Origin of the sequence: Bacillus thuringiensis, assembly GCF_001455345.1 — a bacterium.
In the GTDB taxonomy this organism is placed as follows: Bacteria; Bacillota; Bacilli; order Bacillales; family Bacillaceae_G; genus Bacillus_A; species Bacillus_A thuringiensis_N.
Map to the genome: position 1 here is coordinate 799,467 of NZ_CP013274.1, position 25,958 is coordinate 825,424.

The following is a 25,958-nucleotide window of genomic DNA, read 5'->3' on the forward strand; positions in this document are numbered from 1 at the left end:
TAAATGATTTTATAAGCAAAACGAGAATTGACAACAATATTTTCCTTCTATATACCGAGTTGGGTTATGTGGAATGTTAATAATTGTCATAGATTGTAATGACTGACCTGTATATGACATTGTGTTGCCAGGATAGACAGTAAAAGCATTTGTCACCTGTCCAATAATTTGAACAGTAACCGCTTCGGTACTACTAGTGCTATTATACACAGAAATGGTACCTGATATTTTAAGTATACCATCTCCTTCCCATAAGGTTAATGTAGGACTTTTAGAAGGCGGTGGAATTTCTTTTGTTATAAAAAAATTACCAGCGAATTCATTGGTGACTAATTCACAAGATGGTGGATTTGGGGGATCAGGTGGATCATAGGGAGGGCAAATGATAGATAAAGGGGCATAACAGCCGATATTTTTTTTACAAGCCATTAATAGCTCCTCCCTTCATACTTTCTTTTTATTACTATTAAATGTTGTAAAACGATAGTTGTGTTAATAAAGGGGCGAAAAATTTCAGGAAAGTTTGTTTAATAGGCTTCCAAATCATAATAATGAATAAGAGTCTGTTAGACACAAGGTGGTTGTATAAGATAATACAAGTAATGTTGGATGTCACGGAAAATTGACTGTATATTTACAAAAATTAAATAAATTTTATTTTCACTTTAAACGAAGTTAATATGTGTTCGATACAATAACCATTGTAATTAATTCATTATATGAGGAGGATTTACGTGGACAGAACTGTTTTACGCAAAGTAAAAGGTCTTATTGGATTATTAATGGTTTTTGTATTAGCATTTGTATCATTTCCGTGGAGTACATCAGTTAAAGCGGAAGAGAAGAAGCAAGAAAAGGCACCGAGTGAGAAGAAGATAGTTTTTCCAGTTGTAAGTGATGTACATATTAAGAATAGTGGAACAGATGATACGTTTCGCTGGAAACGAGCAATCGAGCAACTGAATACACTTGCACCTAAACAAGATGCGTTCGTAATTGTGGGAGATTTTACTGATTCAGGATCACTGCAACAATATGATCGTTTCATGCAAGTGTATAATGAAAACGCAAATAAAGATGCCGTGCGAATGAATTCTCTTGGTAACCATGATTATTGGAACGGTTTATCTGTAGAGGGCGCACAGAAGCGTTTCTTAGAAAAAACAGGAATGGAATCGATTTACTATCACAAAGTGGTAAAAGGGTATCATTTCCTTGTTATGTCTCCGGAGGACGGTACAACTCATGGATATTATTCAGACAAGCAAATTAATTGGTTAAAAGAAGAAATGGCAAAGGCACAAAAAGATGATCCAGAAAAACCAATTTTCGTATTTTTACACCAACATATTAAAGATACAGTATACGGTAGCCAAGAGTGGGGAACAAAAGATAGTGCGAAAATTAACGAGGTGTTAAAAGAATATCCACAGGTTATTACGTTTTCAGGTCATTCACATTATCCGTTAGATGACCCAAGATCGATTCATCAAAAAGACTTTACATCAGTTGGTACATCTTCTGTAAGTTATATGGAAGTTGAAGGTGGTAAAGTACAAGGGACTATCCCGCCGGGAGCTAGTACATTAAGCCAAGGTTTATTAGTAGAAGTAGACGATAAAGAAGTAACAATTAATCGTCGTGATTTCCATACAAATTCTTGGACAGGCGAGCCTTGGAAAATTAAATTACCAGCAAAGAAAGATACATTTACACATGTAGAAGATCGTGATAAAGAAAAGCCTTACTTTGCTAAGGATGCAAAGCTTGCTGTATCCAATGTAACAGAAAATGCAGCAACAGTAACATTCCAGCAAGCGTTGGACAACCTTCTTGTTCATTCTTACCGTGTACAAGCTAGAGATAAGCAAACGGGAGAAATAAAGAATAAATTGTTGGCATTCTCAGAGTTTTATCGTGATCCAGTGCCGAAAGAACTGACATTTACACTTGCCGGATTAGATGGCGGAAAAACATATACACTTGAAGTAGTTGCGATTGATTCGTTTGGTAATGAAAGTGTACAACCGTTAACGGCAGAAATTACTACGAAAAAAGATAATATTGACCCGAATGTGAAAGTACCAAAGGCTGACGTTTTTGATGTAAACTTTGCAGATGGTACATTTAAAGATAATTCACCATTTAGTACAAAAGGTGATGTTAAGGGCAATGTAACTATTGAATATGATAAAGCATTGAAAAAGAATGTTATGAAGCTAAACGGAAAAGCAAATACATTTGGATACCTTCCGTTTTCAGCAGCACAGAAAGAAAAAGTAGCAAATACATTTACGTTAGAAACGGTATTTTCAATGAATGAAATCCGCGGGCAAGGTATTCTACAAAATACGGAGAGCGGCGGAATTGGATTTGAGTCTACAGGAAGTGGATATGTTGAATTGTGGGCTCACATTGGCGGCAGCTATAAACGTGTTGGAGTTCAATTAGAAGCAAACAAAACATATCACTTAACAGGAACGTATAACGGAAGTGAAGTAGCTATTTATGTCGATGGTAAAAAAGTAAATAGCCAACCAGCTACAGGAAAAGTGTATCATCCAAATGTACCATTTGCACTTGGAGCTGACCCTGATAGTAATGGGAATGGTGGTATTCCGTTAAATGGACAAATCTCGCTTGCGAAATTATATAGTAAAGCGTTAAGTTCTTCAGAAGTATTAGCATCGTACAATGAGTTTTCTAACCGCACGAAGTTAGAGCAAGTAAATGCGTTATATGAAGAACTTGGAAAAGTAAAAGAAGTATTAGCTGGTACGTATGAATTTGGTGATAAGCCAGGTCAATATTCAAAGGAAGCATTTCAAGAATTAGAGAAAAGCTATAATAATGCAAAACAAGTGTTTGAAAATGTAGCGAGTACGGGAGAACAAATTGTTCAAGCGTATAATGAATTAAAAACTGCAAATCAAACATTTATACAATCTAAAGTAGTAGAACAACCGAAAACACTGAAAGAAAAATTACAAATAAATATTGAATCTGCAAAAGCAGTAGTGAAAAAAGCGCAAGCTGCAAATGTAACGGACGGTTCAGTGAAATCATTGAGTCAAAAAATTACAGTGGCAGAAGCTGTATTAAAAGATGCGAAAGTAAAGGATGCACAGGTAGAAACGATGAATCGTACATTAGAGTATGCGATTTCACTCGTTGAAAAAAGCATAAACAAATAAGAGTGAAGAAAAGAAGCTTATCATGATGGGCTTCTTTTTTGTTATACTAAAAATAGTATAGAATGAAGGAGCGAATAATTTGGAAGAGAAAAAGCTAAAAAGAATTCTTGAATATGTATGGATCGCGGTTGTGCTCCTTGTAGGATATTATTTCTTAAAAGAAAAAAGTATATGGATTCTATTTTTAATGACGTTTTTATTAGCGGGTTTAGGCACGCTATTTATTAACTTTTTCTTTGATAGTTTGAATGCATGGAAGAAGAAAAAGAAGGGAACGAAGTAAAGGAGGGAATATATGCAAAAGTGGAAGCTTATATATCAGGTGATTATTTTCATAGTACTTGTAGGTATTGGCATTTTTAAATATTCTACACCAATAGGAAATTGGGCATGGTTTACAGCTTGCATCGGCATATTTTTCATTTTACAATCGTTAACGAAAAAGCATAATCAGACATGAAGGTAGCTCGCCGTTTTATCGGCGAGCTATTTTATTATGCTTTTTTCTGTTCATCACTTGTTTTTTCAGTAGCTAAATGACTATGTTTTCTAGAGTAGAAGAAATAGAAGCATAAGCCGACTAGAAGCCAAACGGCAAAGCTAATCCATGTCGTTTTAGACAAATTAATCATTAAATATAAACAGCAAAGAATTGCAACAATTGGTAATACAGGTACGAAAGGTGCACGGAATCCGCGTTTTAAGTCAGGATGAGTTTTTCGTAAAATAAGTACAGCGCAGCAAACGAATGTGAAGGCTGTTAACGTACCGATGTTCACTAAGTTAGCTAATACATGTAAGTCTAAAAGTCCTGCTAATAAAGCTGACACAACGCCAGTAATCCACGTGTTTAATAAAGGGATTTTTACTTTTTTGTTCACACGTGCTAACGCTTTTGGAAGTAAACCGTCGCGGCTCATCGCATACGAAACGCGAACTTGTCCATACATAACGACCAAGAGAACAGTTGTCATTCCAGTCATTGCCCCAACAGCGAGTAGTCCTGCAATGGTATCTTCACCAACAAAATGTAAGGCAAATGCAACTGGATCAGAAACATCTAATTGTGTATATGGAACCATACCTGTTAAAACGAAAGATACAATCATGTATAAAACGGTACAAATAAGAAGAGAGCCAATAATGCCGATTGGTAAATCGCGCTGCGGTTTTTTTGTTTCTTCCGCAGCGGTTGCGATTGCATCAAAACCTAAGAAGGCGAAGAATACAGTGGCAGCCCCAGTAATAATACCGTCGTATCCGAATGGAATAAACGGCGTCCAATTTTCTGGTTTTACATATTTTGCGCCTGCTACGATAAAGGCGATAATAACCGCTAACTTGATAAGAACCATAATATTATTAATGCGTGCGCTTTCGCGTATACCAAAGCTTAAAAGGCCAGTAATGATGAGTAAAATACAAACAGCTGGTAAATCGATGAGACCACCTTTTCCTACGCCAGGTGCCGAGGCAATTATGGCGGGCAGATGGACGTTAAATCCTTGTAGTAAAGATTGTAAATAACCAGACCAACCGACAGCTACCGCTGCGACTGCTAGTAAATATTCGAGCATTAAACACCATCCGACGATGAAGGCGACGACTTCTCCGACTGTCATGTATGCGTAAGTATACACACTTCCTGAGACAGGAATAGAAGAAGCAAATTCGGCATAACAAAAGGCTACACAAGCACAAGTAAATGCAGCAATAAGAAATGATAGCATAATACCAGGACCAGAATGTTTCGCTGCAACAATACCTGTTAATACAAATATCCCTGTCCCAATTACGGCGCCAATTCCTAAAAACGTTAAATCAAGTGCGGTTAATGTTCTTTCTAACTGCCGTGGTGATTCAGTACTAAGCGGTTTTTTTCGTAATAATGACTTCACTTTGGACTCTCCCTCCGTTTTTTTCATTTCCATAACTGCGAATATAGTATGAGCCCACTAGAAAAGAGTATGTAAGTAAATGGAGGTACAGTTATGGTGCGTAGTTTTTTAAAATTGCTGGGTTAATCTTAATATAATTCAGAATATTTTGTCAAATAGAAATATGACAAATAAAATGCGGATGAATAGGAGAAACTACTTGCAGGAATGGACGAGGGTTAACGACCCACTGATCAAAGTTAAAGTAGGAGAAGATGTTATGTTATTTTATTTTGAACTTGTCGTCATTTTACTTTGTACGAAATTAGCTGGTGATATTAGTGTAAGACTCGGCCAGCCTTCTGTACTTGGTAAGTTACTTGTTGGTATTATTATCGGTCCTGCTGTACTCGGTATTATAAATAGTTCTGAATTGATTGATGAATTGAGTGAGATTGGTGTGTTACTCCTTATGTTTATGGCAGGGCTTGAAACAGATTTAGAAGAGTTAAATCGGAATTTGAAATCATCATTTGCAGTAGCGGCCGGTGGAATTATTTTTCCTTTCATCGGTGGTTATGTAACAGGATTGTTGTTTGGATTAATGCAGTCCCATGCCATTTTTTTAGGGCTATTACTTTGCGCAACATCGGTTAGTATTACGGTGCAGACGCTACGCGATCTAGGGAAAATGAATACGAGAGAAAGTACAACAATTTTAGGTGCTGCCGTATTTGATGATGTCATCGTTGTTATTTTATTAGCGTTTGTTATGAGTTTTTTAGGAACGCAAGATGTGAATATAACACTAGTTATCGTAAAGAAAATTATTTTCTTTGTCAGCATCGTTTTTATCGCATGGAAAGTTGTTCCTTGGATTATGAAAATGCTCGTGCCGCTTCGTGTAACAGAAGCGCTAATTAGCGCGGCTCTTATTATTTGTTTTTCTTTTTCGTATTACAGTGAAATGATGGGAATTGCAGGTATTATTGGAGCATTTGCAGCCGGAATTGCCATTTCTCAAACAGAGTATAAGCACGAAGTAGAACATAAAATTGAACCGATTGCTTATGCGATATTTGTACCGGTGTTCTTCGTAAGTATCGGAATGGAAATTACATTTCAAGGTATCGGAAGCCAGCTTTGGTTCATTATCATTATGACGCTCGTTGCGATTTTCACAAAGTTAATCGGATCGGGTTTAGGAGCAAGACTAACAGGATTCAACCTCCAATCTTCTATTAGTATTGGTGCGGGAATGGTGTCGCGCGGAGAAGTAGCACTTATCATCGCAGCGAATGGACTTACAGCGAATTTATTGGCGAAAGAAAATTTCACAGCGATTGTTATTGTTGTTATATTAACGACGATTATTACGCCGCCGCTTTTGAAGAAGTATTTCGTGTAAAGAGGAAGAGCTTATCTGACGTAGATAAGCTCTTTTTTTATTGAAAAAAGCAATAGTCATGTGGCATGAAAGGTTTGTAATTATGGTAAAATCTATGTATGTGATATGACAAGGAGAGGGAAGTGTGAAGATTACGAAGGGGAAGGTTATCGGTGTAATCATACTTATTGCACTATGTATACCATTTACTGCATGGAAAGAATCAAAAGTGAAAGATTTTCCGGTTTCTATTTTTTCTTCCTATGTAGAAGACGAAAACCCGAAAGACTATAAGTACACTGCTTTTGTACCTGACTTTGCAATTTGGATAGGTGGATGGGAAAAACAGCGATCTGAAGGTGAAATAACGTCGTATAAAAAAGGGGATCGAACTGTAATTGTTCACCATCCACCTGGTAATGATGGTTTTTATCTATATGATACAAATGATAGTAGAGAATATAAGCAACCGTAAGAAGTGGAGGTTAAATAGTGAAAGCTTCAACATTACTATTTAAAATTGAAAATAATATGGATCAATTTTCACCAGCTGAAAAGAAGGTTGCCATGTACATAATGGAGAATGCAGAGATTGTTCCGAACTTAACGACGAAAGAAGTGTCAACGAATGCGGGCGCAAGTGAGGCGAGTGTTGTTCGCTTTTGTAAGTCGATTGGAATTGGAAGTTTTAAAGCATTTAAAATCGCGCTCGTTCGTGAATTAACGATTGCTGATTATAATATTAATGATTTTTCAGTTATGAATACGGAAGATGGACCGTATGACTTGTTTAATAAAGTTACATATGTCAATAAAGCTGCAATTGAGGCGAGCGTTACGGCGATAGATAAAAAAGAACTTGAGAAAGCTGCAGATCGTATTGTAAATGCGGATAAGATTATATTTTACGGAGTCGGCGGATCAGCTACTCCAGCGATGGACGGGGCTTATAAATTTACAAGGCTCGGATTTACAGCGATGATGCTATCTGATTTTCATATGATGTTGCCGCTTGTGACGAATTTAAAAGAGGGCGATATATTTGTTGCGATTTCAACATCTGGTCGTACGAAAGATGTACTTGAAATGGCGCAATATGCGAAGAGACAAGGTGCAACAGTTATTGCGATTACAAAGCTCGATCAATCATCACCGTTATATAAAGAGGCGGATATTCGTCTTTGTATGCCAGATGTGGAACAAGATCATCGTATTGCGAGTATTGCTTCAAGAATGACACAGCTGAATATGATTGATGCCTTATATGTGATTACCTTCAATCGTATCGGTAATAAAGTTTTGGATCAATTTATGGAGACAAGAGAAGAAGCCTTGCGATTACGGAAGTTAAAATGAGAAGATGGGGAAACCCATCTTTTTTTGCGTACTGACATAAAGTGAAACTTTAATAAGTGGGGGGCATCCCCCACTTATTATTAGTTGAACCAATCGGACTTTTACAGGCAGTTGATCCCCCACCTATCTTCTTTGCTTTCGCTGAATTTGAGGTGGGGGTCTTACTGCCAGTTAAAGTGGGATAAATTCGTCATGAAAAGAAATGAAATTTCATAAAATAATAAAGTAATATTGATTTTAAATTTCTTAAAGTTATAATAAAAGTATGAAATTAAATTTCGAAGCAGGTGATAATATGTTAGAAAATTTATCGACAGAACATCGTAATGAGAAGACGATGAATTTAGATGAGATGAGCATAAAAGAAGTTCTGCAAAGTATGAATGAAGAAGATCGAACTGTTGCGTTAGCAGTTGAAAATGAAATAGAAGAAATTGAAAAGGTTGTACAGATTGTTATTAAATCCTTTGAACAAGAGGGCCGTTTAATTTACATTGGGGCTGGTACGAGTGGCCGTTTAGGTATTTTGGACGCGGTGGAATGCCCGCCGACATTTGGTACAGATGATAAAATGGTGCAAGGATTTATAGCAGGTGGATTGAAAGCGTTTACTAAAGCGGTGGAGGGTGCCGAAGACCGCGAAGGGTTAGCAGAAGAAGATTTAAAAAGTATTGGATTAAACGAGAAAGATACAGTGATTGGAATTGCGGCAAGTGGTCGAACTCCTTATGTAATTGGCGGCTTGAAATACGCGCAGAGCGTGGGAGCGAGTACAGCGAGTATCTCCTGTAATAAAAATGCTGAAATAAGTAAATATGCAAAACTAAATGTGGAAGTAGAAACAGGCGCAGAAATTTTAACAGGTTCAACGCGGTTGAAGGCTGGTACAGCGCAAAAATTAGTGCTGAATATGATTTCAACAGCTTCTATGATTGGTGTTGGGAAAGTATATAAAAATTTAATGGTAGATGTGCAATCTACGAATGAAAAGTTAGTAGAACGATCAAAACGAATTATTGTGGAAGCAACAGGGGTTAGTTATGAAGTAGCAGCAGAGCATTATGAAAAAGCAGAACGTAACGTGAAAGCTGCGATTGTTATGGTGTTGTTGCAGTGTGAGTATGGGGAAGCACTGGAGAAACTAAAAGAAGCAAAAGGGTTTGTGAAGAAGGCACTATAAATAATAGGGAGGGGGATTCTATTATGAAGAAAGAAGAGAGAATGGCCAAAGAAATTTCGGAGCAACTTGGGGGAATAAAAAATATTCGTGGCATCGCTCATTGTATGACGAGACTGCGATTAACGCTTCATGATGAAAGTAAAGTGAATATGGACCTTTTGAAAAAGGTTGAAGGGGTTATGGGCGTTATTGAAGATGAGACGCTTCAAGTCGTTGTTGGGCCAGGGACAGTAAATAAAGTAGCAGCAGAGATGGAAGGTTTAACGGGACTGCGAATTGGTGAGGTGGCAGATCATCACCTTGAAGATCTTGGGCAAGAGATGAAGTCAGAGATGAAGAAGAAAAATAATACACCGGTGAAAAACTTTTTAAGAAAAATAGGAAGTATTTTCATTCCGTTAATTCCGGGTCTTGTTGCGTCAGGTATTATAAACGGGGTTGCTAACTTTGCGAAAAACGCAGGTGCTGATCCGAATGCAACGTGGCTACAAATGTTACTACTTATTGGCGGCGGTATCTTTACATTCTTAGGAATTTTAGTCGGCTGGAATACAGCGAAAGAATTCGGCGGGACTCCAGTTCTTGGGGCAATTGCTGGTATTTTAATTTTCAACCCGGCGATGGCGACTGTAAAATTATTCGGTGAAGCGCTCGTACCCGGACGGGGCGGATTGTTTGCAGTTATTTTTGCAGCGTGGCTTATGGTTGTAGTAGAAAGACAAGTTCGAAAAGCTGTACCAAATGCAGTTGATATTATTATAACGCCACTCATTACGGTGTTAGTCGTAAGTATCGTAACGATGTTAGCAATTCAGCCGGTAGCAGGTTTCTTATCTGAAGGAATTACAAGCGGAATTAATGGTATTCTAAATATTGGCGGCGCGTTTGCAGGAGCAGTGCTTGCCGGAACATTTTTACCGCTCGTTATGGTCGGATTACATCACGGTTTAACACCGATTCATATGGAGTTTATTAATCAAACGCACGTAACGCCTTTATTACCAGTACTAGCAATGGCGGGTGCTGGGCAAGTAGGAGCAGCAATTGCGATTTTTGTAAAAACAAAAAACAAACGACTTCGTAACGTAATTAAAGGTGCATTACCAGTTGGATTTTTAGGAATTGGTGAACCGTTATTATACGGGGTTACATTACCACTGGGAAAACCGTTTCTTACAGCTTGTTTAGGGGCAGCTGTCGGCGGTGCATTCCAAGCAGTTATGAAAACAGCCGCACTTGGAATTGGTGTATCAGGATTATCATTAATTCCGTTAATTGCTGATAATAAGTATTTATTATATTTCCTTGGATTAGTAGTGGCATATACTTTCGGATTCATCTTTACGTACTTCTTCGGATTTAAAGAAGAAATGGCAGAAAACATATAGAGAAAGGGATTCCTTTCTCTTTTTCTATTCATAGAAAGGGAGATTCATATGATCGGAGTTTCAATTTATCTTTCAAAAGAACGAGTAAAGAAGCAAGAAGAGTGGCTAAAAGTAGCGAAGGAAAACGGATTTTCATCTATTTTTACATCACTTCATATTCCAGAAGATGATCCAAATACGTATAAAGAATTAATACAAATACTTGGGAAACAAGCGCTGAAGTATGAAATGGAATTAATGGTCGATGTTTCTCCAAAATCGTTACACCATTTAGGAATGACGTACGAAAATGCGGAAGAGTTAGTAGAGTGGGGCATTACTGGCTTACGAATGGACTATGGCATCACGCCGAAAGAAATTGCGCGCGTATCCCATAAAATGAAAGTAGCTTTAAATGCGAGTACGATTACAGAATCATTTTGGAAAGAGTTAATCACTGAAAAGATACGGGTAGAGAATGTAGAAGCGTGGCATAATTTTTATCCGCGTCCAGAAACAGGACTAGCAAAGTCCTTTTTACAAAAACAAAACGAATACTTACATGCGTGCGGAATAAAAACAATGGCATTTATTCCGGGAGATTGGGAAAAACGTGGTCCGCTATATGAAGGGTTACCAACGCTAGAAAAGCACCGTAATATGCGCCCGCTTGAAGCGTACTTAGAACTTGTACAACATTGTGGTGTTGATAAAGTGTTAATCGGGGATATAAGCGGAAGTCTAGAAAGCGTACAAGAGATAGCGAGTGCGAGTAGAGGAATTATTCCGCTGCGGTATGAGCCATTGATAGAGAAAATTGAAGTATTAAAAATGGTAGAACAAGTGCATACAAATAGACTAGATCCAGCTCGTGATGTCATTCGCTCAGTAGAATCGCGAGAAGAACAGAAAGTGATTGTACAGCCGATGCATACAATTGCAAGAAAGAAAGGCAGCATTACAATTGATAATGAATTGTACGGGAGATATGCAGGAGAGATGCAAGTTGCTGTACATGATTTGCCTGCAGATGAGAAAGTGAACGTTGCTGGCATGATTGTAGAAGAGGATATATCTTTATTGTCGTATGTTGGTGCTGGAAAAATGTTTCAACTTTTTTGTGTAATAGAGTAAAAGCTTGAATTAGCGCTATTTTGTAAGAAAACATTATCCGTAAAAGGGATAATGTTTTTTGTTTTCTTTAAAAAAGTATTTGACGAATGAAATGAAATACCGTATTGTTTTGACTTGTAAATAAAAGTTCACCATAACAAAACAAAAAGGAGAGAAAAAAATGAATCAATATATTGGGAATTTAATTATTCGTATCGTGTTAGGAGTAACGTTCTTTGCACATGGTTTAGCGAAGTTTCAATCAGGTATCGATAACGTAGCGGGATGGTTTACAAGCATTGGCTTACCGGGCGGTCTTGCATATGGCGTAGCAACAGTTGAATTAGTTGGTGGTATATTATTAATTATCGGTTTAGGCGTACGATATGTAGGATTATTATTCGCTCTTATTTTAGCTGGAGCTATCGTAAAGGTAAATGGAGCAGCAGGTTTATTAGGAGATGGAAAGAATCCAGGATATGAATTAGATCTTGCATTATTATCAATGGGTGCGTATTTATTTGTTGTAAAAGCAGAGGGATATGTAGATCGTTTCTTAAAAGAGAAAGTAATGAAAACGAAGTAAATTTATTTATAAATTGTTGACTTGAATCATCATTGTAACTATAATGATTACATCGTATAGATTAAGAATAAAACAATTTAAATATTTTTTTACACAAGATGTAACCACGAAAGTTACATCTTGTGTAAAAATAAATAAAACGGGAGGAAGTTAATATGCCTAAATCAAATTTAGAAATTATTCGAAGCACGTATGAAGGATCAGCTTCTTCAAATGCAAAACATTTAGCAGAAGCCCTCTCTGAAAAAGTAGAATGGACAGAGGCAGAAGGATTCCCGTACGGGGGAACTTATATAGGTGTAGAAGCAATAATGGAAAATGTATTTAGCCGATTAGGATCAGAATGGGATGATTATAAAGCGAGTGTAAATACGTATCATGAAGTAAACGGAAAAGATGTAATTATTGCTGAAGGTATGTATTCAGGAGTTTATAAAGAAACGGGAAAATCATTTGAAGCAGAATTTGTTCATGTATGGCAACTTGAGAACGGAAAAATTGTGAAGTTTAAGCAGTATGTAGATAGTCATATTGTTAAGGAAGCGATGAAGAGTTAATGCTTTTTAAATGGATCGTAGGTATATGTATTACAATTATAGTAATTATCTCGTCTATAGTTGGCGGAAAGAAATTGCTTGCATATGTAGAAAAAGAAAATAAAAATATTCAAACCCAGCAAGCGGCAAATGAAAAAGAGAAGAAAGTTGCAGAAGAAGCTCCACAAATTAGTGAAGGTGAAGTTATTTCTACTATGCACAAAATGGTGCACCAAAAGGTAAAATCCTCTGAAAAATGGGGATTTGTAGAAATGACGAACAAGGAAATTTCTAATGTGAAAAGAGATATTGAAAACAGTACAGGTTTTCAATATAAAATGAAATTATTTTCTATTATAAATAGATGGGAGAAAAGCGATTTTTCTCAAACTGTTGAGGAGCACAACTTTTTATGGAGCCTTCAAGGTGGAGATACTGGCAAGGCAACAGAACGTTTATCACCAGAAGAGGAAAAGCAGTATATAAAAGAAATGAAGAATAAATAAAACACATCGCCACTCAGATGACGATGTGTTTTCATTAAGAATGTTTTCGTATTAAAGCTCCAGTTGGCTGAACAGTAACTGTTTTGAAATGAGAAAATAAATAACATCCTGTTACAACGATCATTGTCCCTACAATTTGTATCCATGTTAGTTCTTCACCGAGGAAAAGGAATGCTAAAATAGCAGTGAAAATGGGGTTGAAGTTTAGAAAAATGCCAGATGTAGTTGCTCCTAATTTTTGTACGCCAACATTCCAAAATACCATACAAAGAACTGTGGAAATGAGTCCTGTATATAAAAGGGATGTTATAAAAGAAGTGTTGATATTTGTAACAGTGAAGCTCCCTATGTTAAACGGTAGTAATAAAATAACGCCGAAAATACCAGAGTATAATGTGGCCATGAGTGGTGTCGTTGTTTTTGTTGCCCATTTACTACAAACAGAATAGATTCCCCAAATACAAACAGCAGCCATCATCCATAAATCGCCGCTATTAAAATGTAATGAAAATAAAAGTGAGAAATTACCTTTTAATAGGACAAGAATAACCCCAAAGAATGAAAGAACCATGGATAGGATTTGAAGTGTATTTACTTTTTCTTTTAGAAATAAGACAGAAAATAATGCGATTGAAATTGCGTTTAATGTAGAAATAAGCCCTACATTTGTTGCGGATGTTTTTTCTAATGCTAAAAATTGAAAGATGTTAAAAAGAGCAACCCCTGAAATTCCCATCAGTACTAACGGAAGTATTGCCGCGCGAGGTGGAATGATTTTCTTTTCTTTAAACCATACCATTGGTAATAAACAAACGATCGCAATCATCCATCTTAAACTTGTAAGTGTCATCGGAGACGCGTGATCAACGAGTGATTTTCCAACGACGAAATTTCCCCCCCATAATAAGCTCGTTAATAATAGTAAAAAGACATAAAAATAAGGCATGCTAAAATCCCCTTTGTTGTAATCAATACGAATTGTAAATAATTTTAGCATTTTTCTTTATTGTGTAATATATTCTTTTGTATAATGATGAAAACTCGATAAAATCTTTAGTTATGAATATCATTTACGGAATGATATTCAGTTTTGTGTAAGGTATAAGGTGTTTTTTCGAATAATCATCGGTAAGAAAAAAGGGGGAATTGTAATGGAGTCGTCTGTTATTAAAGTGTTGGATGATTTGGATGTACAAATTTTAGACATATTGCAGAAGGAGTCACAAGTAAGTAATGCAGAGCTTGCGCGACGCGTTAATTTATCACCAGCTGCGATGCATGCGAGAATAAAAAGATTAGATGGAGAAGGATTCATTGATAAGCAAGTAGCCATTTTAAATCAAGAAAAGCTTGGTTTTGATTTGTTATGCTTCATTTTTATGAGTACGAATATTCATCAATCGGATAAACTTGAAGTGTTGGAAAAAGAATTAGAATCGATGCCTGAAGTGTTAGAATGTCACTGCTTAACAGGAGAATATGATTATTTATTAAAAGTTGCAAATCGTGATCGTAAAGAATTAGAGCAGTTTATTAGAAAGCTAAATAAGCTTGGTATTACAAAGATACAGACGAGTTTAGCACTTCGTGAAATTAAATATTCGACCGTATTACCGATACGAAATGAGGAACCGAGCATCGATTAGATTGCTTGGTTTTTTGTTTGTATAAAGTGATTGACGAGGAGAAAGGAGAGATGTATTATTATATAAAATTATGTATTAAAATTCAATTTGATTTATAAATATTAATATCAGGGGCAAGGGGATAGAATATGAAAATCTGTAATGCGGTTACGAGTGATGTGAAAGAAATTTATAGTCTCATTGAAGCTTATGCAAAAGAGGGAGCTGTTTTACCGCGTTCTCTTTTGTCTCTCTATCAATATTTACAATGTTTATATGTTATGAAAGAAGGGGAGAACATCGTTGGAGTTGCTGGTTTACATGTGTTAGGGGAGGACCTTGCAGAAGTACGATCGTTAGTCGTTTCGCATACATATGCAGGGAAAGGGATTGGACGTATGTTAGTAAACCATGTAATAAATGAGGCAGCGAAAATAAAAGTGAGTAGAGTTATTTCTTTAACCTATGAGACGGAATTTTTTCAAAAGTGCGGGTTTGATTTTGTGAATAGAGATGCATTGCCAGAGAAAGTATGGATTGATTGTAGGCATTGTCCAAAGGTTGATTATTGTGATGAGGTGGCGATGATTCGGTATGTTGGGTGAATTTGTCAGACAGAAAAAGGCCCACTATTATTTACGTAATAGTGGGCATCTATATTTTAGGGGAAATTAAGAACTTGAATTCGTTTTTCTTACTGCAAAATTAAAAATGGGGCTTTTAAGCTCATAGTTATAAGTAAAACCATCGACAATCCCTACAACTTTATCGCTATCGTAAAGATCGAGCATAAATTGTGCCATTTGTTTTGCAGTGTGGAATTTCGGTACAACATTATCGTATTGGAACTCATCAATATCAAATGAACGTTTTGCAAATTCTGTTTCAGTTGCAGCAGGAGCTAAAACTTTTGCTTGCAGTTTTGCGTCTTGTTCCTTTAGTTCGTGAGACAGCCCTTCTGTAAATGCACTTACATAGAATTTCGTAGCACAGTACGTAACAGCATCAGCAACAATCGTGTATCCGCCGCCCGATGAAACGTTAATAAGCTGTGTTCCATCAACCATTGAATAATCTCGAACGAAAAGAGAAGAGAGTATTGTTAGTGCTTCTATATTGACATGTAACATCGTCTCTATTTTATTTAAATTTTGTTCGGAAATTGAGGCGAAATTACCAAAACCTGCGTTGTTAATCCACGTTTCAATTTGAAAAGTTTGTAGGCTTTCATAAAGTTTATAAACATCTTCAGTGACAGATAAATCCGTTCGTCGAATGACAACATCCAACTCTGGATGCATTTCGTTAATTTTCAATTTTAATCCGTTCAATTCTTCTTGTCTTCGAGCTACAAGTACTAAATTTTTCCCACGAGATGCAAATGCTAAAGCTGCTTCATAACCAATTCCGGAACTTGCACCAGTAATAACCGTGTATTTCATATAAAATCCCCCTAAGTTCAAATTCATTTATGGTTAGATTGTATTTGTTAGAGTATACTCTAAGTCAAATGTTTTTTATAAATTTGATAAGATTGTAAAATATATGAGGATAAATGGCATGCGGAGGGATTTTGAATATGTACACAATTAGCGAGGTAGCAAAATTATTAGGAGTGAGCACACATACACTACGTTATTATGAAAAGGAAAATATATTAATTGCAAATCGCGATACAAATGGGAATCGACTTTATGAAGAGTCACATATAAAGTGGTTGCAGTTTGTAATGAAATTAAAACAAACGCAAATGCCAATAGCGAAAATAAGGGAATACGCTAGGTTATATTTAGAAGGAGAGCATACAACTGAAGCTCGTTTACAGCTCCTAGAAGATCATAGGAAATCTATTCAAGATCAAAGAGAAAACTTAGTAATTACAGAGAAGATGCTTGAGAATAAAATTATTGCATACAAGGCCTCTTTGGAAAATAAATATAAAGTATAATCTGCTCCTTAGTTAAATGAAATAGTGTGTTGGCAAATAAAAAAGAGCAGATAGCAAAAGCTAACTGCTCCATTTAAGGGATCTCTCCAAGGGGGAGTGGAGAAAATATTATGTTACTAACAGTATTGACAGATTATTAGGAAATATACAAACCTCATGAAAGAAATTTTAAATAAACTTTCGGCATTGACAGTTCTTAAAATATTCATGTACAATATTTATGAATGACATTCAGTCATTTTCTGTGGGAGCGTATAGTTAGTTTGAAAACGAAACAAATATAAATGGTAAATGAGGATGATAGTTGTTTATATATAGTAGTGATGAAAGAGAATATTTTTTTAAAACAAAAATGACTGATATTCAGTCATAAGGGGTGAGAGGTATGAAAAATAAAGCTTGGTTATATGTCATATTAACATGTATCTTTGAAATTTTTTGGGTGTTTGGTTTTAATACGGCTAATACTTGGTGGCATTGGATCGTTATTTTAGGAGTTATCGCTGTTGATTTTCACTACCTTACTAAAGCGTGTGAACATCTTGCGACAGGAACTGTATATGCTGTTTTCGCCGGAGCTGGTACGGTAGGTACTTTCTTAATGGATGTATTTCTTTTTGGCGGCAGTTTCAGTGTAGGGAAATTATTCTTTATCGTGATGGTTGTAGCTGGCGTTATCGGTTTAAAGCTAGCTGATAATAAAGAAGAAACTATGGAAGGAGCTGCTTAAAGATGGGTTGGTTTTTCGTATTTTGTGCTGCAATTAGTGAAATAGTCGGTGTGATCGGTCTTAAAATGTATAGTAAAGATAAGACGTTAGCCAATGGTGCGATTTATATAGGCGGATTTGCTACATCCTTTGCATTCTTGTATACATCTTTCTTGTTTTTACAAGTCAGTGTCGCGTATGCGGTTTGGATTGGTATTGGAACAGCAGGTGCCGTTTTATTAAACATGTTCCTGTTTGGTGAGTCGAAAAGTAAAGCACGTATCATTAGTGTGGTTCTTATTGTATGCGGAGTGACAGGATTAAAGGCTCTTTCGTAAAGATATACTACATTTGATCTCCTAGTGGTTTGTTAGGAGATTTTTAATATTAAAAAATGATTTCCTCTTAGAGTTCACTATCATTGACAGTACAATCGATTATCTTATAAAATGAGTGACAGTCATTCAATACGCGTGTGAAAGGGTTTAGATGATGAATAAAAAAGAGAAAATTGTCTATGCAGCTATTGAAGTGTTTCAGGAAAAGGGCGTTGAAAAAACGAAGATTTCTGATATCGTAAAATTAGCTGGCATTGCGCAAGGAACTTTCTATTTATATTTTCCTTCTAAGCTATCTGTTATGCCTGCAATAGCAGAAGTGATGGTCGAAAAGATGATACTTGCAGTGAAAGAAAAAGTGCAAAATGATGCGCCTTTCTCAAGTAAAGTTACGCAAGTAATAGATGCGGTATTTAACTTTATAGCTGAATATCGTGAAATACAAGCTTTAATGTATGCGGGTCTTGCATCTACAGAACATATAAAAGAATGGGAAGCTGTGTATGAGCCTCTTTATATGTGGTTAAGTGAATTTTTAAATGAGGCGAAAGAAGCTGGTGAAATTCGTGATTCGGTTCATGCAGAGAGAACAGCGAAGTTATTTATCGCCCTTGTTGAATCAGCAGCGGAACAAGTTTATTTATATGATCATAAAGATGATGAGCAAGTCGAGCTACAAAAGGCAGAAGTACTAGATTTTTTAACACATGCACTACATATAAAGAAGTAGTAAGATGAACCTGTCTGAGAAGGTAGGTTCATTTTTGAGGAAAACTGAATGATAGTCATTCACCTGATACTTATGTATGTGTGGAAGGATAGAGTGAAATTCTAATGAGTGAGGCATCTCTACTCATGATTGGCCCACAAAGAGCAGGGTAAAGAAAAAGCTTCTTGGGCATTATTTTTTGAGAGGAATTTACGGGAAGAGGTGTGAAAAAGTGAAGAAACCGATAAAAGAACAAAAGATGGTATTGGTCATTCTTTTGAGTAATATATTTATCGCTTTTTTAGGGATTGGATTAATCATTCCGGTTATGCCGTCCTTTATGAATGATATGGGTTTAACAGGGAAGACGATGGGTTATCTCGTTGCAGTGTTTGCAATGGCTCAGCTTATTGCCTCACCTATTACAGGCCGATGGGTCGACCTTTATGGTAGGAAGAAAATGATAATCATTGGATTATTTATTTTTGGTGTTTCAGAGCTTCTTTTTGGATTAGGAACCGATGTATGGATGCTCTATGCAGCGAGGGTGTTAGGCGGAATTAGTGCTGCATTTATTATGCCTGGTGTTACGGCATATGTTGCTGATATTACATCTATGCAGGAACGTCCAAAGGCGATGGGATACTTGTCTGCGGCGATTAGTACCGGATTTATTATAGGGCCTGGAATTGGCGGATTTATTGCAGAATACGGTATACGTGTGCCGTTTTTCGTTGCAGCAGTAATTGCCTTTGTAGCATGTGTGATTTCGATCTTTATTTTAAAAGAACCGTTAACGAAAGAAGAGCTTGCAGAGATTTCTTCTAATACGAAAGAATCAAGTTTTATTGGAGATTTAAAGAAGTCATTACATCCAATGTATGCAATCGCATTTATTATTGTATTTGTACTTGCATTCGGTTTATCGGCATATGAAACTGTGTTTAGTCTGTTTTCTGATCATAAGTTTGGATTCACACCGAAAGATATTGCTGCAATTATTACAATTAGTTCAATCTTTGGGGTAGTTGTGCAAGTATTTATGTTTGGAAAATTAGTTGACATGTTTGGCGAAAAAGTATTAATTCAAATATGTTTAATTGTAGGTGCAGTATTAGCGTTCGTTTCAACTGTAGTCTTTAATTATTGGATTGTACTTCTCGTTACTTGCTTTATTTTCCTTGCATTTGATTTACTTCGTCCAGCTTTAACGACGTTTTTATCAAAGGCAGCTGGAAAAGAGCAAGGATTCGTTGCTGGTATGAACTCGACTTATACGAGTTTAGGAAATATCGCAGGACCTGCCATGGGCGGAATATTATTTGATATGAACATTCATTATCCATATGCATTTTCAGGAGTTGTTTTAATAGTTGGTCTCGCTATTACATTTATGTGGAGAGAGAAACAGCTAGCTGAAAGTTTTGCGAAGTAATAAAGCCCCTTACGATAGTAAGGGGTTTTTGTTTTATAAATTTAATCCAAACCGTTTTAATTCAATAAATATCCCCTCTAATTGTTTTCCTTTATCCGTTAATGTGTACTCTACACGAGGCGGAACTTCTGGATATACTTTTCTCGTTATAATCCCTTGAGCTTCTAGTTCTTTTAGTCGAAGCGATAATGTTTTCGGACTAATGCCATCCATTGATTTTTGTAAATCACTAAAGCGTAATGTTCCTTCGATAAGAAGGTCACGGATGATTAAAAACGTCCATTTTGTACTGATTACATCAAGCGTTTTAGCGATAGGACAAGGTATGCCAGGTAACCCTTTCGTTAATTCAACTGGATCTATATTGTTCATGGAACTAGCCTCCATAAATTTTTTTGAATGAATTTTCTTTATAGTATCACAAAACTATACTTTTGGTAACTATATGAAAAAAATATCACTACTTCCATAAAGGAAGTTAATGCATATACAATAGCAATACGAAATACAAAGGGTTTAGATGAGGAGGTGGTGATTTTCATGGGGATAAAAAAGTTGTTTGGATTCTTTAGTTTGTTTGTTGTTTGTATTGTACTTGTAGCATGCGGCGTGGAAGACAAAACGGAAGTCCAGTTATTAAAAGAAATGCCAAAGCCAAAAGCAATGACAATTGATCCCTCACTAAGTAAAAAAGAAGCGACCGAAATGGTTCATGCAGCGCAGCGTTTTTATGCATTTTGGGATACAGGTAAAGAGGAACTTATTCCACAGACTGTTACGAAAGATTTTTTCGATAATACGTTGCCGAAAGGGCGACCACAGGGTGTTGAAGGATTAAAGTTTGCAGCGCAAAATTTTCGTAAAGTCGTTCCTAATATACATTGCGAGATTGAAGATTTATTAGTTGTTGGTGATAAAGTAACCGCTCGTCTTTCTTTTACAGGAACGCATAACGGTAAAAATATTAGCTTTTCTGCAATAGATATTTTGCATGTGAAAGACGGAAAGATAACCGCAGATTGGCATTTGGAAGATAATCTTACGTTGAAACAGCAACTTGGGTTAATAAGTGAGGAATAGAGTAGGGGAGAGAAAAACGATGAAAAATATATTTATTATAAATGGGCATGAAAAATATGGTACAAAGGAAGGACGATTAAATAAAACGTTAGTAGATCATATGGTAACAGTATTAAGCGAGAATCATCATGTGAAAACAACAACGATTCAAGATGGCTACAATATAAAAGAAGAACAAGATAAGTTTTTATGGGCGGATGTTGTGATTTATCAAACACCGATTTATTGGTTCAGTGTTCCAGGATTATTTAAAACGTATATGGATGAAGTATATGAATACGGTTTGTTCTTTGAAGGTGCAGATGAATATGGAACAGGTGGTTTATTAAAAGAGAAGCAATATATGTTTTCTACAACTTGGAATGCACCTGAAAAAGCATTTGGAGATAAGACGAAGTTCTTTGAAGGGGAAAGTCTAGAATCAACGCTTAGTCATTTACACCGCGTGCAGAAGTTTCTTGGGATGAGTCCGTTAAAGAGTTTTGCTTGTTATGATGTGGTGAAGCATCCGGATATTGAGCAGTATTTATTGAACTTGAAAGATCATTTAGATGGAGTAATTCAATAATAGTTTATATTTGTATGTGAAGAAGGTACTACTAAGGAGGTAGTACCTTCTCCTGTTATAATGAATCACATTTTAAGACATGGATGGCTGTATCCATAACTTCGCAAAATTTGCCCAACCGAATGAATCAATTGTTACGTTTTTCAAAGAAGAAGGGTATGTTTTTCTTTTTAAAACGTGATAGTTAAATAAAATGATGTGTTCTGTTTGTAAAAATTCTTCGATCTCATACATAAGCTCATAGCGCTTTTCCTTATTTTCTTCTAATAAAAATGTATCTAGTAAACAGTTAATTTGGTTTTCATAGTGCGGGTCCATGAACCGATTTACGAAGCAACTTTTATTTTTAAATACATTTAAGAATGCAAGTTCATGATCGGCAGCAAACACTTCGCCCATAAAAATAATATCGGCATGTTGATCGATAGAGCGGTTCATATAATCTGAAACGGGAAATGGGTGAAGCTCTACTTGTATACCTAAACTTTCACATCGTTCTTTTAGGAAATATGCGTCATTTGCACTGTCTTTAAATGCGAAGAAATAAATGTGTATCGTTTCTCCATTATAGGTGCTCTTTTTTAAATACTCTTTTGCTTTTTCTAAAGAGTAGGACCTTTTAGTAGCTTGGCGGCTTCTTTCAGGGAAAAAGCTTGATGCAGCAATTGTTCGTCTACCTTCTATGCTACGAAGTATCGTTTCAACATCATATAGTTCTCTCCAAGCTTTTCGAAAGTACATGTCGTGATGAGGACCAGGTTTTGTAAAGTTGAAGCCAGCATAAATACAACCTATTTCTTCTATTTGTATATCATGCCTTTCATTTTCTTCTTCATTTGGTAGTTCATAATCAGCATCTATTTGCACATGATCAGGAATGCCCCAAAATTCAATACGGTCTAATAACGCGCGCTCTTTAAAATAATGAGTGAACGCTTCGAGTACGATATTGTCTTCAGAGTAATGAGCAAGTTTGAAAGGTCCAGTACCTATATAATGATGATTTTGAATAATCGTATCACGCGGTAAAATTGCGAGTTGCATGGAACTTACATAGTGTAAGAAAAATAAATTTGGTTTTGCTAAATGGAATCGAATTTGCAATGGTGACGGTGTTTCAATTTGAACAATTTCTTCTGTTAACCATTCGAAAGGAGAGTGAACTTCTTTTAGTCTTTCAAATGAAAATTGTACATCTTTAGAAGTTAAAACAGTTTCGTTATGAAAATATACATCCTTTCGTAAGTAAAAAGTCCACGCAAGCCCGTCTTCACTTAATTCCCACGTATGCGCAATGTGTGGTTCCATTTTTTCAGTAACATCGTTATAAACGACTAACGTATCAAAAATTTGACTCGTAAGATGGCTCTCTGTAGTGACAGCCACAAAAGCCGGATCTAATGGGAATATCTTTCTCGATATAGGAATCTTTAATATGTCGTACATATCATTTGAAGGTTCGTATCCAAAATGATGATGTAGTTTATTTTCTATCTTTTTTTGAAGTGCAAGGGGTAGGGGTTCTTTTAAAAGAAGAAAGATATCTTTTAGTTTTTCTTGCGCTAACAGTTCATCTGTATAGGACTCAATCGCTTCTACGAAATTATGTATAAATAGAATTTCCGTTTTATTTCCGCGGCCTCGCCCTGGAGTCCAGCTAATTAATTGCTCCTCGCTCATTTTCTTTAATAAAATCTTTACGTTTTTCGTACTGCAATATAAAATATCCGCTAATTCTTGTAAGCTATTTCGCATATGTTGTTGATCTTGTGCATGTAGTCTTAGTCTAATGTAATAGTCCATAATTTTCATATATACACTTCCTTCTATCATAAAAGGGGAAACTCTTTAGAATATTCTAACCTTTTTCTTCCTTTTTTTCAAAGTAAAATAAGTAAGCATAAGGAGGGGGAAACAATGGGATTTTGGAGTATGCATCGAAATATAAAGATTAGAATTATAACTTCGTTTTTGACACGTACTGTGTCCACGATGATTTTTCCATTTATGGCGATTTATTTTTCAATAAAGTTAGGTAGTGCGATTGCTGGTGTGTTACTACTCATTAATGTCATAGCTTCGTTAGTAATTGGTTTATACGGTGGATATGTTGGAGACCGGCTTGGGCGTAAAAAGGTTATGATTATCGGTCAAAGTATACAAGTCATTTCCATTGCTTGTATGGGAGTTGCGAATTCGGATTATGTAGATTCACCGTGGTTAACATTTATCTTTATGCTAGTGAATAGTTTAGGATCTGGACTTATGAATCCTGCTACAGAGGCGATGTTAATTGATGTGAGTACACCTGAAAATCGAAAAGTGATGTACACCATTAACTATTGGGCTATTAATTTATCAATGGCAATTGGAGCAATATTTGGCGGATTACTATTTGAGAACTATAGATTGCAATTGTTTATCGGATTAACAGTTATTGCCGTTATTACTTTATATGTGATGGCTGTATACATGGAAGAAGTGTATGTAGCGAGAAAAACAGTAGAGAAGAAAAATGTATTAAAAGATATGGCGGATAGTTATAAAGTCGTAATGAAAGATAGAGCGTTTTTAATTTTTTGTGCAGCAAGTATATGTACGTTATCTTTAGAGTTTCAAATTAATAATTATTTAGGAGTACGTTTGCAGAAGGAATTTGAAACGGTAAACTTTTTCTTTAGTAATGGTTTTACGTTTGATTTAACAGGTATTCGCATGCTGAGCTGGATTTCTGCAGAGAATACAATTTTAGTTGTTTTATGTTCAGCTCTTCTTATTAAAATGCTGAAAAGCTTCAACGATTTGAAAATCTTATATGTAGGCTTATTCATTTATACGATTGGTTTTACAATACTCGGAACGAGCAATAGTTTATGGATTTTATTAATTGCAGGGCTTTTCCAAACGGTAGGCGAGATGATGTATGTGCCAGTACGTCAATCTATTATGGCAGATATGGTGCCAAATGAGGCGAGAGGTTCATATATGGCGATTAACGGAATGGTCTTTCAAGTGGCAAAAATGAACGGGGCATTAGGTGTTATGCTAGGTTCATTTATCGCATCTTGGGGCATGAGTGCTCTGTACTTTATCGTTGGTATGAGCAGTATTTTATTATTTATGAAGGCGATAGGGAAAGAGAAGTATGAGGATGAGAGAAATGTTTCTCAGATTGGATGAAACTATATAAAAGCGAACCAGTTATACTGGGACTCGCTTCTATATAGTTTTTAGAACGGATCAACTTCAGCTAAATTTGGAGTGGTATTCGGCTGTAACAAAAGATTTTTTAATGTGCCTACTTCAGAAAGAGCGACTAATATGTAGCCACTAATCAGTACAATAAGCCCAATAACGCGTAACGTTTGTAAGCTCACTTCATTATTATTCGTTTCCGTTGGATTTGGGGGCGTTGAAGGTGGATTGTTATTCATAAATAAGGCTCCCATCTTTTGTATTTATATATGTGCGAAATCATTATTTAACTTATGGATAGGAATTATATAGTCATTTTCACTATATGAGAACTGCCTATGAAAAGTGATAAGAAATTTTTGGACGAGAAAGAGGGGAATCCAAAAGATTATTAAAACTGAACTTTTGGATTCCCCTCGTTTTATTTATCCCGCTTTAATGGGCAGTAAGACCCCCACCTCAAAATTCAGCGAAAGCAAAGAAGTTAGGTGGGGGATCAACTGCCCATAAAAGTCCGATTGGTTCGACTAATAATCAGTGGGGGATGAAGAAAACCCCCACTGATTAAAGTCTCACTTTATCCCGCTATTTGTGGTGGTCGGATTTTCTGTAAACGACCAGTTGGTGAGGGCTGATTAATTATTTTCATGTAAATAAAAGGAGGTTAGTTAACCAAAGTAGCTATCCTAATATACGCAACGATTCTTCAATAAACGCCGGTATATCTTCTGGTTGTCTACTTGTAACTAATTGATTTTGGCATACGATTACTTCTTTATCATGGAAATTTCCACCGGCATTTTTCAAGTCAATCTCAATAGATTTATATCCAGTTACATCACGTCCTTCAAGTGTTTGGGCAGTGATGAGTAGCTGAGGTCCATGACAAATAGCGAAAACAGGTTTTTCCGCATCCATAAATGCTTTGCTAAAGCGAACAAAACGCTTATCTGCACGCAGTATATCTGGGGAAAATCCGCCTGGTATGAAGAGGGCATCAAAGTTTTCTGGAGAAACATCATCAATACTTTTATCAATTACGACTTCACTTTTACCTTGCTTACCGTGTACCGTTTTCCCTTTTTCAGTTTCAATAGTTGTTAATTCATATCCCTTTTGATGAAAAGCTTCTACTGGCTCTGTGTATTCTGTATCCTCGAAATAATCCGTTATTAAAATAGCAATTTTTTTACTCATTGCAGTCAGCTCCTTACATTATAGTATCGGTTCCAGAATCGTCTTTGAGCAA

The 25,958-nt window shown here is 36.1% G+C and carries 30 protein-coding genes; 22 read left to right on the forward strand and 8 right to left on the reverse strand.

Going from position 1 to position 25,958, the window contains the following annotated elements; all coding sequences use genetic code 11:
- Positions 1-9: 9 nt before the first annotated feature.
- Positions 10-429, reverse strand: a complete 420-nt coding sequence (locus ATN06_RS04365) for an S-Ena type endospore appendage (RefSeq protein WP_060629668.1) — start codon at positions 427-429, stop codon at positions 10-12.
- Positions 430-734: 305 nt separating this feature from the next.
- On the opposite strand from ATN06_RS04365, the gene ATN06_RS04370 reads away from it, so the two are divergent.
- The 3 genes from ATN06_RS04370 (at position 735) to ATN06_RS04380 (ending at position 3,654) form a co-directional block, all read left to right on the forward strand.
- Positions 735-3,194 (forward strand): FN3 and LamG domain-containing metallophosphoesterase family protein, encoded by a 2,460-nt coding sequence (locus ATN06_RS04370; RefSeq protein WP_060629669.1) that lies wholly within the window; start codon positions 735-737, stop codon positions 3,192-3,194.
- Between the two features lie 79 nt (positions 3,195-3,273).
- Positions 3,274-3,477, forward strand: a complete 204-nt coding sequence (locus ATN06_RS04375; RefSeq protein WP_000391503.1) for a hypothetical protein — start codon at positions 3,274-3,276, stop codon at positions 3,475-3,477.
- A gap of 12 nt (positions 3,478-3,489) precedes the next feature.
- Entirely contained in the window at positions 3,490-3,654 is a 165-nt protein-coding gene (locus ATN06_RS04380; RefSeq protein ID WP_060629670.1) for a hypothetical protein, read from the forward strand.
- Between the two features lie 34 nt (positions 3,655-3,688).
- On the opposite strand, the gene ATN06_RS04385 is transcribed toward ATN06_RS04380, so the two are convergent.
- Positions 3,689-5,092 carry a branched-chain amino acid transporter BcaP gene (locus ATN06_RS04385; protein WP_060629671.1) on the reverse strand — a complete coding sequence of 468 codons (1,404 nt, stop codon included), beginning with the start codon at positions 5,090-5,092 and terminating at the stop codon, positions 3,689-3,691.
- A 259-nt stretch (positions 5,093-5,351) separates the two neighbouring features.
- Between ATN06_RS04385 and ATN06_RS04390 the strand changes: the two genes are divergently transcribed.
- The 9 genes from ATN06_RS04390 to ATN06_RS04430 all read left to right on the forward strand — a co-directional run bounded on the left by ATN06_RS04390 (position 5,352) and on the right by ATN06_RS04430 (position 13,102).
- Positions 5,352-6,479: a cation:proton antiporter gene (locus ATN06_RS04390; RefSeq protein ID WP_060633091.1), complete on the forward strand. Its 1,128-nt coding sequence runs from the start codon at positions 5,352-5,354 to the stop codon at positions 6,477-6,479.
- 124 nt (positions 6,480-6,603) lie between these two features.
- The gene (locus ATN06_RS04395) at positions 6,604-6,933 is read left to right on the forward strand and encodes a hypothetical protein (protein ID WP_060629672.1); all 330 of its coding nucleotides are present in this window, start codon (positions 6,604-6,606) and stop codon (positions 6,931-6,933) included.
- 17 nt (positions 6,934-6,950) lie between these two features.
- Complete coding sequence (locus tag ATN06_RS04400) at positions 6,951-7,814, forward strand: MurR/RpiR family transcriptional regulator (protein WP_060629673.1); 864 nt, start codon at positions 6,951-6,953, stop codon at positions 7,812-7,814.
- 295 nt (positions 7,815-8,109) lie between these two features.
- Positions 8,110-8,994: an N-acetylmuramic acid 6-phosphate etherase gene (gene murQ / locus ATN06_RS04405; protein ID WP_060629674.1), complete on the forward strand. Its 885-nt coding sequence runs from the start codon at positions 8,110-8,112 to the stop codon at positions 8,992-8,994.
- Positions 8,995-9,017: 23 nt separating this feature from the next.
- Positions 9,018-10,382: a PTS transporter subunit EIIC gene (locus tag ATN06_RS04410; protein ID WP_060629675.1), complete on the forward strand. Its 1,365-nt coding sequence runs from the start codon at positions 9,018-9,020 to the stop codon at positions 10,380-10,382.
- A 48-nt stretch (positions 10,383-10,430) separates the two neighbouring features.
- Positions 10,431-11,495: a DUF871 domain-containing protein gene (locus tag ATN06_RS04415; protein ID WP_060629676.1), complete on the forward strand. Its 1,065-nt coding sequence runs from the start codon at positions 10,431-10,433 to the stop codon at positions 11,493-11,495.
- Between the two features lie 160 nt (positions 11,496-11,655).
- Entirely contained in the window at positions 11,656-12,060 is a 405-nt protein-coding gene (locus ATN06_RS04420; protein ID WP_001077751.1) for a DoxX family protein, read from the forward strand.
- 155 nt (positions 12,061-12,215) lie between these two features.
- Complete coding sequence (locus tag ATN06_RS04425; RefSeq protein ID WP_060629677.1) at positions 12,216-12,617, forward strand: nuclear transport factor 2 family protein; 402 nt, start codon at positions 12,216-12,218, stop codon at positions 12,615-12,617.
- Entirely contained in the window at positions 12,617-13,102 is a 486-nt protein-coding gene (locus tag ATN06_RS04430) for a PRK06770 family protein (protein ID WP_060629678.1), read from the forward strand. The genes ATN06_RS04425 and ATN06_RS04430 overlap by 1 nt, the downstream gene beginning before the upstream one ends.
- Before the next feature lie 34 nt (positions 13,103-13,136).
- On the opposite strand, the gene ATN06_RS04435 is transcribed toward ATN06_RS04430, so the two are convergent.
- Positions 13,137-14,048 (reverse strand): DMT family transporter, encoded by a 912-nt coding sequence (locus tag ATN06_RS04435; RefSeq protein WP_060629679.1) that lies wholly within the window; start codon positions 14,046-14,048, stop codon positions 13,137-13,139.
- A 205-nt stretch (positions 14,049-14,253) separates the two neighbouring features.
- On the opposite strand from ATN06_RS04435, the gene ATN06_RS04440 reads away from it, so the two are divergent.
- Both ATN06_RS04440 and ATN06_RS04445 read left to right on the forward strand, forming a co-directional pair.
- Positions 14,254-14,748, forward strand: a complete 495-nt coding sequence (locus ATN06_RS04440; protein ID WP_029437581.1) for an Lrp/AsnC family transcriptional regulator — start codon at positions 14,254-14,256, stop codon at positions 14,746-14,748.
- 128 nt (positions 14,749-14,876) lie between these two features.
- Positions 14,877-15,332: an N-acetyltransferase gene (locus tag ATN06_RS04445; RefSeq protein ID WP_060629680.1), complete on the forward strand. Its 456-nt coding sequence runs from the start codon at positions 14,877-14,879 to the stop codon at positions 15,330-15,332.
- A gap of 66 nt (positions 15,333-15,398) precedes the next feature.
- On the opposite strand, the gene ATN06_RS04450 is transcribed toward ATN06_RS04445, so the two are convergent.
- Positions 15,399-16,169 carry an SDR family NAD(P)-dependent oxidoreductase gene (locus ATN06_RS04450; RefSeq protein ID WP_060629681.1) on the reverse strand — a complete coding sequence of 257 codons (771 nt, stop codon included), beginning with the start codon at positions 16,167-16,169 and terminating at the stop codon, positions 15,399-15,401.
- Between the two features lie 137 nt (positions 16,170-16,306).
- On the opposite strand from ATN06_RS04450, the gene ATN06_RS04455 reads away from it, so the two are divergent.
- The 5 genes from ATN06_RS04455 to ATN06_RS04475 all read left to right on the forward strand — a co-directional run bounded on the left by ATN06_RS04455 (position 16,307) and on the right by ATN06_RS04475 (position 19,866).
- Positions 16,307-16,675, forward strand: a complete 369-nt coding sequence (locus ATN06_RS04455; RefSeq protein WP_060629682.1) for a MerR family transcriptional regulator — start codon at positions 16,307-16,309, stop codon at positions 16,673-16,675.
- A 385-nt stretch (positions 16,676-17,060) separates the two neighbouring features.
- The gene (locus ATN06_RS04460; RefSeq protein ID WP_060629683.1) at positions 17,061-17,405 is read left to right on the forward strand and encodes a DMT family transporter; all 345 of its coding nucleotides are present in this window, start codon (positions 17,061-17,063) and stop codon (positions 17,403-17,405) included.
- A 2-nt stretch (positions 17,406-17,407) separates the two neighbouring features.
- Positions 17,408-17,722, forward strand: coding sequence for a DMT family transporter (locus ATN06_RS04465; protein ID WP_060629684.1), 315 nt, complete (start codon positions 17,408-17,410; stop codon positions 17,720-17,722).
- A gap of 151 nt (positions 17,723-17,873) precedes the next feature.
- Positions 17,874-18,452: a TetR/AcrR family transcriptional regulator gene (locus ATN06_RS04470; RefSeq protein ID WP_060629685.1), complete on the forward strand. Its 579-nt coding sequence runs from the start codon at positions 17,874-17,876 to the stop codon at positions 18,450-18,452.
- Between the two features lie 211 nt (positions 18,453-18,663).
- Complete coding sequence (locus ATN06_RS04475; RefSeq protein WP_060629686.1) at positions 18,664-19,866, forward strand: MFS transporter; 1,203 nt, start codon at positions 18,664-18,666, stop codon at positions 19,864-19,866.
- Positions 19,867-19,899: 33 nt separating this feature from the next.
- Here the strand turns inward: ATN06_RS04475 and ATN06_RS04480 are convergent, their stop codons facing one another.
- A complete protein-coding gene (locus tag ATN06_RS04480; protein ID WP_060629687.1) occupies positions 19,900-20,238 on the reverse strand; it encodes a winged helix-turn-helix transcriptional regulator in 339 nt (112 codons plus the stop codon).
- A gap of 168 nt (positions 20,239-20,406) precedes the next feature.
- Between ATN06_RS04480 and ATN06_RS04485 the strand changes: the two genes are divergently transcribed.
- Positions 20,407-20,946, forward strand: coding sequence for an ester cyclase (locus ATN06_RS04485; RefSeq protein WP_060629688.1), 540 nt, complete (start codon positions 20,407-20,409; stop codon positions 20,944-20,946).
- A gap of 19 nt (positions 20,947-20,965) precedes the next feature.
- Positions 20,966-21,514 carry an NAD(P)H-dependent oxidoreductase gene (locus ATN06_RS04490; RefSeq protein WP_060629689.1) on the forward strand — a complete coding sequence of 183 codons (549 nt, stop codon included), beginning with the start codon at positions 20,966-20,968 and terminating at the stop codon, positions 21,512-21,514.
- A gap of 72 nt (positions 21,515-21,586) precedes the next feature.
- Here the strand turns inward: ATN06_RS04490 and ATN06_RS04495 are convergent, their stop codons facing one another.
- Positions 21,587-23,347 (reverse strand): SgrR family transcriptional regulator, encoded by a 1,761-nt coding sequence (locus tag ATN06_RS04495; protein ID WP_140350554.1) that lies wholly within the window; start codon positions 23,345-23,347, stop codon positions 21,587-21,589.
- An 84-nt stretch (positions 23,348-23,431) separates the two neighbouring features.
- On the opposite strand from ATN06_RS04495, the gene ATN06_RS04500 reads away from it, so the two are divergent.
- Positions 23,432-24,694, forward strand: coding sequence for an MDR family MFS transporter (locus ATN06_RS04500; protein WP_060629691.1), 1,263 nt, complete (start codon positions 23,432-23,434; stop codon positions 24,692-24,694).
- A 50-nt stretch (positions 24,695-24,744) separates the two neighbouring features.
- Here ATN06_RS04500 and ATN06_RS04505 read toward each other — a convergent pair whose 3' ends face one another.
- Together ATN06_RS04505 and ATN06_RS04510 are read right to left on the reverse strand one after the other, a co-directional pair.
- Complete coding sequence (locus ATN06_RS04505) at positions 24,745-24,948, reverse strand: hypothetical protein (RefSeq protein WP_001063863.1); 204 nt, start codon at positions 24,946-24,948, stop codon at positions 24,745-24,747.
- A 442-nt stretch (positions 24,949-25,390) separates the two neighbouring features.
- A complete protein-coding gene (locus tag ATN06_RS04510) occupies positions 25,391-25,906 on the reverse strand; it encodes a type 1 glutamine amidotransferase domain-containing protein (RefSeq protein WP_060629692.1) in 516 nt (171 codons plus the stop codon).
- Positions 25,907-25,958 lie beyond the last annotated feature (52 nt).

Excerpts from the sequence above, each read along its gene's own strand:
- ATN06_RS04365 (WP_060629668.1), bottom strand. The coding sequence starts at position 429 with ATGGCTTGTAAAAAAAATATCGGCTGTTATGCCCCTTTATCTATCATT.
- ATN06_RS04380 (WP_060629670.1), top strand. The coding sequence starts at position 3,490 with ATGCAAAAGTGGAAGCTTATATATCAGGTGATTATTTTCATAGTACTT.
- ATN06_RS04390 (WP_060633091.1), top strand. The coding sequence starts at position 5,352 with ATGTTATTTTATTTTGAACTTGTCGTCATTTTACTTTGTACGAAATTA.
- murQ (WP_060629674.1), top strand. The coding sequence starts at position 8,110 with ATGTTAGAAAATTTATCGACAGAACATCGTAATGAGAAGACGATGAAT.
- ATN06_RS04410 (WP_060629675.1), top strand. The coding sequence starts at position 9,018 with ATGAAGAAAGAAGAGAGAATGGCCAAAGAAATTTCGGAGCAACTTGGG.
- ATN06_RS04415 (WP_060629676.1), top strand. The coding sequence starts at position 10,431 with ATGATCGGAGTTTCAATTTATCTTTCAAAAGAACGAGTAAAGAAGCAA.
- ATN06_RS04420 (WP_001077751.1), top strand. The coding sequence starts at position 11,656 with ATGAATCAATATATTGGGAATTTAATTATTCGTATCGTGTTAGGAGTA.
- ATN06_RS04425 (WP_060629677.1), top strand. The coding sequence starts at position 12,216 with ATGCCTAAATCAAATTTAGAAATTATTCGAAGCACGTATGAAGGATCA.
- ATN06_RS04430 (WP_060629678.1), top strand. The coding sequence starts at position 12,617 with ATGCTTTTTAAATGGATCGTAGGTATATGTATTACAATTATAGTAATT.
- ATN06_RS04435 (WP_060629679.1), bottom strand. The coding sequence starts at position 14,048 with ATGCCTTATTTTTATGTCTTTTTACTATTATTAACGAGCTTATTATGG.
- ATN06_RS04440 (WP_029437581.1), top strand. The coding sequence starts at position 14,254 with ATGGAGTCGTCTGTTATTAAAGTGTTGGATGATTTGGATGTACAAATT.
- ATN06_RS04445 (WP_060629680.1), top strand. The coding sequence starts at position 14,877 with ATGAAAATCTGTAATGCGGTTACGAGTGATGTGAAAGAAATTTATAGT.
- ATN06_RS04450 (WP_060629681.1), bottom strand. The coding sequence starts at position 16,169 with ATGAAATACACGGTTATTACTGGTGCAAGTTCCGGAATTGGTTATGAA.
- ATN06_RS04455 (WP_060629682.1), top strand. The coding sequence starts at position 16,307 with ATGTACACAATTAGCGAGGTAGCAAAATTATTAGGAGTGAGCACACAT.
- ATN06_RS04460 (WP_060629683.1), top strand. The coding sequence starts at position 17,061 with ATGAAAAATAAAGCTTGGTTATATGTCATATTAACATGTATCTTTGAA.
- ATN06_RS04465 (WP_060629684.1), top strand. The coding sequence starts at position 17,408 with ATGGGTTGGTTTTTCGTATTTTGTGCTGCAATTAGTGAAATAGTCGGT.
- ATN06_RS04470 (WP_060629685.1), top strand. The coding sequence starts at position 17,874 with ATGATGAATAAAAAAGAGAAAATTGTCTATGCAGCTATTGAAGTGTTT.
- ATN06_RS04480 (WP_060629687.1), bottom strand. The coding sequence starts at position 20,238 with ATGAACAATATAGATCCAGTTGAATTAACGAAAGGGTTACCTGGCATA.
- ATN06_RS04485 (WP_060629688.1), top strand. The coding sequence starts at position 20,407 with ATGGGGATAAAAAAGTTGTTTGGATTCTTTAGTTTGTTTGTTGTTTGT.
- ATN06_RS04490 (WP_060629689.1), top strand. The coding sequence starts at position 20,966 with ATGAAAAATATATTTATTATAAATGGGCATGAAAAATATGGTACAAAG.
- ATN06_RS04495 (WP_140350554.1), bottom strand. The coding sequence starts at position 23,347 with ATGATAGAAGGAAGTGTATATATGAAAATTATGGACTATTACATTAGA.
- ATN06_RS04500 (WP_060629691.1), top strand. The coding sequence starts at position 23,432 with ATGGGATTTTGGAGTATGCATCGAAATATAAAGATTAGAATTATAACT.
- ATN06_RS04505 (WP_001063863.1), bottom strand. The coding sequence starts at position 24,948 with ATGAATAACAATCCACCTTCAACGCCCCCAAATCCAACGGAAACGAAT.
- ATN06_RS04510 (WP_060629692.1), bottom strand. The coding sequence starts at position 25,906 with ATGAGTAAAAAAATTGCTATTTTAATAACGGATTATTTCGAGGATACA.